Genomic DNA, 4,260 nt, shown 5'->3' with positions numbered 1-4,260 from the left:
CGACTATGCTGCCGTGATCGAAGGCCAGCGCGCCGGCAATATCCATATCGCCAGCTACGGCTCGGCCTCGTTCGCCCGCGCCCGCCTGACCGGCGTCAAGACCGACGCCTTTGCCAACGACATCAACTCGGACGGCTCGACCGGCTACTATTCGGTGTTCTTCGTCAAGGCGAACAGCCCCTACAAGAGCATCGATCAGCTCAAGGGCAAGAACCTCGGCCTCGTCGACCCGAATTCGACGTCCGGCAACAATGTGCCGCGCTTCGAGCTCGACAAGATGGGCATCGCGGACGCCGACACCTATTTCAGCAAGGTCGTCTTCACCGGCAGCCATGAGAACGCGATCCTGGCGCTGGCGCAGGGCACGGTCGACGTTGCGGCCAACCAGTGGACCAGCGACGACGATTCGACGCTGGCGCAGATGCTGACCAAGGGTATGCTGAAGAATGCCGACGGCTCGCCGATGAAGAAGGACGATTTCCGCATCATCCACAAGTCGGCGCCGATCATCAACGGCCCCTATGCATATAATTCGGACCTGCCTGATGACGCCAAGGCGGCGATCGCAAAGGCGTTCTTCGATGCGCCGGCCAAGGACAAGGCGGCCTTCGACCGCCTCCAGGACGGCCAGAAGAAGGGTTTTCATCCCGCCACCACCAAGGATTGGGATGGCACGATCGAGCTGATCAAGTTCGTCGATGCACTGCGTAAGAAGAAGGCGTCCTGAGTTTCGGGACGAGCTACTTGAGCCGGGTCGATGGACCCGGCTCTTTCTCTTTGATCGGCCACTTTTCCTGAACAGATGACCGTCGCGGTTTCGATCCTGCCTGAGCAGCAACTGGCTGCGCTGAACGCCGCTTATGATCAGGCGGTCGCGCGCCGGCGGCTCCGTCTCTTGCTCGGCGTTGTGGTATTCGCCGCCGCGCTGCTTCTCGCCGCGATCGGCGCCGAAGTTAACCTGCGCACCCTCTTCACCTATTTCGGCAACTTCGTCAGCTATTTCGATCGCATCCTCACGCTCGACAACGGCCAGCGGGTCTGGACCGATGTCGGCGAGTGGCTGTGGGGCTGGCGCAAATGGCTGAAGATGCTGGGTGAGACGCTGCTGATCAGCTATGTCGGCACGCTGATCGGCGCGACCTTCGCCTTCGTCCTGAACTTCTTCGCGGCGGAAAACACCTCGCCCGCGCCCTGGCTGCGCTTCACGGTGCGGCGCCTGCTCGAGTTCGCGCGCACCGTCCCGGGCATCGTCTTCGCGCTGATCTTCGTGATCGCCTTCGGGCTCGGGCCGATGGCCGGGGTGCTTGCGATCGCGATCCATTCGACCGGCGCGCTTGGAAAGCTGTTCTCCGAGATCGTCGAGAACGCCGACATGAAGCCGGTCGAGGGCATCCGCTCCACCGGCGCGAGCTGGCTGTCGTGCATGCGCTTTGCCGTCGTGCCGCAGGTGACCGCGGGCTACGCCAGCTACGCGCTGCTGCGCTTCGAGATCAATGTCCGCGAAGCCTCCGTGATGGGCTTTGTCGGCGCCGGCGGCATCGGCCAGGAGCTCGTCGTCGCCATCCGCAAATTCTACTATTCGGACGTCAGCGCCATCCTGCTCACCATCATCGTCACCGTCTTCGTCATCGACATCACCACCGGCTGGCTGCGCGGCCGCCTGTTCGGCAAGGAGGCGCGGACGTGACGCGGCGGCACGAGGTCGACACGGCGCAGCTTCGCGCGCGCTATCCCGACGTGTTCGACCGGCCTGCTTCGGCGCGGCTCGCAATGCCGGCGATGATCGTCGCGGCGTTCGCGATCCTGATCTACGGCCTCGTCGATCTCGACTTCTCGCCGTCGCGCTTCCTCGCCGGCCTCAGCCAGCTCGGCTGGATCAGCCTGATGATGATCCCGCCCGATCCCGGCACCTCGCTGCCGATCTATCTGAAGGCGCTCGGCGAGACGCTGTCGATCGCCCTGCTCGGCACGACGCTCGCGGCGGTGTTTGCGCTGCCGGTAAGCCTGCTCGCCGCCCGCAACGTCGTGCCGTCGAACATCCTGCGCTTTCCGATCCGCCGTTTCCTGGATTCGATCCGCGGCGTCGACACGCTGATCTGGGCGCTGGTGTGGATCAACGTGGTCGGGCTTGGCCCCTTCGCCGGCGTGCTCGCCATCGCGGTGTCCGATTTCGGCGCCTTCGGAAAACTGTTCTCGGAGGCGATCGAGGGCGCTGACCAGAAGCAGGTCGAAGGCATCCGCGCCTCCGGCGGCAGTGCGTTGCACGAGATCCGCTTCGGCCTGTTGCCGCAGGTCTTGCCCGTGATTGCCGGCCAGGTGCTCTATTTCATCGAGTCCAACACCCGCTCGGCCACCATCATCGGCATCGTCGGCGCCGGCGGCATCGGCCTGCAGCTCGCCGAGCAGATCCGCGTGCTGGAATGGCAGAGGGTATCGTTCCTGGTCCTGATGATCCTGGTCGCGGTCGCCGCGATCGATTTCATTTCGGGCAAGCTCCGTTTCGCCATCATCGGAAGGCGCGCGGTGGCTTAAGTTGTTCTCTTCCCTTCGCCCCTTATGGGGGAGGGGGCGCACCGCCAATGCTGCGCGAGATGTCTACTGCATCCCCGCGCGCCGCAACCCTTCGAGATAATGCTCGCGGTCCTGCTCCAGCAGCATCGGCAGCTCGCTTGTGATCCAGGCGAGCGAGATGCCGGGCTGGGCGCGGCGCAAGCCTTCCAGCGCGGACGCGGCAAGGGCCGGATCACCCAACATGCCGGCGGCCGCCGTCAGCACGCGATGTGCGCCGACGAAATCGGCGCGCTGCCGCATCGATTCGCGCGCCATCTGCAAGCTTGCCTCGTAATTGCGGCCGATGAACTGGGCATAGGCGGCGACCCCGCAATAGATTGCCGCAAGCGGATCGCGTGGGCTCAGCCGCAGCGCGCGGCGCGCGGCGGCATCGCCGTCCTGCCATCGTCCCGCGTAGCACAGCGTGACGCCATAGAAGGCGTGCGCCATCGCGAAATTCGGATTGAGCCTCAGTGCCAGCTCGAACTCCGCCAGCGCGTCGTCGAAGCGGCGGCGGAACAGGTAGGTATAGGCGAGGCCGTGATGGGCCCAGGCGTCCTCGCGATCGGCCTCCACCGCCGCAAGCGCTGCGCGTTCGGCGACCGGTACGGTCGCGGCCATGTCGGCCCAGCCCATATGCGCGCCGAAGATATGGCTTGTCGCGAGCAGGCCCAGCGCCTTGCCATAAGCGGGATCGATCGCGACGGCCTTCTCGAGCAGCCCTTGCGCTGCCGCATTGTCCTCGCGGGTGATGCGCCAGTGGTGCGATAATGCGCGCATCACGAGGTCCCAGGCATCCAGGCTGCCCGGCGGCTTCTGCCCGGCGCGAAAGCTCTCGGCCGTATAGAGCTGCGGCTCGATCGCGGCGACGATCGCCTCGGTGATGTCGTCCTGCACGGCGAAGATGTCGGCAAGCTCGCGATCGTAGCGTTCGGCCCAGAGATGGCTGCCGGTCGAGACGTCGTTGAGCTGGGCCGAGATGCGCACGCGCTCGCCGCTCCGCCGCACGCTGCCTTCGACCACGTAGCGCACGCCGAGCTCGCGCGCGACCTCGTGGATGTGCACGGCGCGGCCCTTGTAGACGAAGGAGGAATTGCGCGCGACGACGAAGAACCAGCGCAGTTTCGACAGCGCGGTGATGATGTCCTCGCTGATGCCGTCGGAGAAATAGTCCTGCTCGCGGTCACCGCTCATGTTGGTGAAGGGCAGCACGGCGATGGCGGGCCGCTCGGGCAGCGCGAGTGCCGTCTGCGGCGCCTGTATCCACCGGCCGGGCTCCGGCGTGGCCGCTGCGAGCTTGGTCTCGACATCGCCGACGAAGCGAAATCCCTTGCGCGCGATGGTGCGGATCAGCGCCTGGCTCGCGCCGCTGTCGCCGACCGCCTTGCGTGCCGCATTGATCCGGCTGGTCAGGGTGGATTCGGAGACGCTGCGCCCGTGCCAGATCTTGTCGATCAGCTCGTCCTTGCTGACCACCCGGTCGCGGTTTTCCATGAGATGGACGACGAGGTCGAAAACCTGCGGTTCCACGGAAATGGGAACCTGCTCGCGGCTCAGCTCGCGCCGGTCGGTGTCGAGAAGATGGTCCCGGAACAAAAACTGCACGTCGAAAACTCAGACCTCACGACGACATCGGGCAATGATGAAATCAAATCCATTTCGACTCGAAGTCTGTGAGTCCGTCGAAGGGCCCGCCCGGTTCACCACAAT

Annotated in this window: 4 protein-coding genes; 3 read left to right on the top strand and 1 reads right to left on the bottom strand. The window is 65.0% G+C overall.

The features are described from left to right. From phnD to phnE (AC1D00_RS29565), 3 genes are all read left to right on the top strand, one after another. The coding region (phnD, locus tag AC1D00_RS29575) for a phosphonate ABC transporter substrate-binding protein (protein ID WP_477013101.1) at positions 1 to 727 on the top strand (727 nt) is incomplete at its 5' end. Positions 728 to 802: 75 nt separating this feature from the next. Then, the gene (gene phnE, locus AC1D00_RS29570; protein ID WP_025575170.1) at positions 803 to 1,687 is read left to right on the top strand and encodes a phosphonate ABC transporter, permease protein PhnE; all 885 of its coding nucleotides are present in this window, start codon (positions 803 to 805) and stop codon (positions 1,685 to 1,687) included. After that, the gene (phnE, locus tag AC1D00_RS29565; protein ID WP_025575168.1) at positions 1,684 to 2,532 is read left to right on the top strand and encodes a phosphonate ABC transporter, permease protein PhnE; all 849 of its coding nucleotides are present in this window, start codon (positions 1,684 to 1,686) and stop codon (positions 2,530 to 2,532) included. The genes phnE (AC1D00_RS29570) and phnE (AC1D00_RS29565) overlap by 4 nt, the downstream gene beginning before the upstream one ends. A 63-nt stretch (positions 2,533 to 2,595) precedes the next feature. Here the strand turns inward: phnE (AC1D00_RS29565) and AC1D00_RS29560 are convergent, their stop codons facing one another. After that, complete coding sequence (locus AC1D00_RS29560) at positions 2,596 to 4,155, bottom strand: winged helix-turn-helix domain-containing tetratricopeptide repeat protein (RefSeq protein ID WP_135178748.1); 1,560 nt, start codon at positions 4,153 to 4,155, stop codon at positions 2,596 to 2,598. Positions 4,156 to 4,260 lie beyond the last annotated feature (105 nt).

The sequence above is a fragment of the Bradyrhizobium sp. P2_E8 genome (assembly GCF_056403875.1).
The sequence above is the reverse complement of the archived record's forward strand: the minus strand, read 5'-3'. Positions and strand labels throughout refer to the sequence as shown.

Excerpts from the sequence above, each read along its gene's own strand:
- phnE (WP_025575170.1), top strand. The coding sequence starts at position 803 with ATGACCGTCGCGGTTTCGATCCTGCCTGAGCAGCAACTGGCTGCGCTG.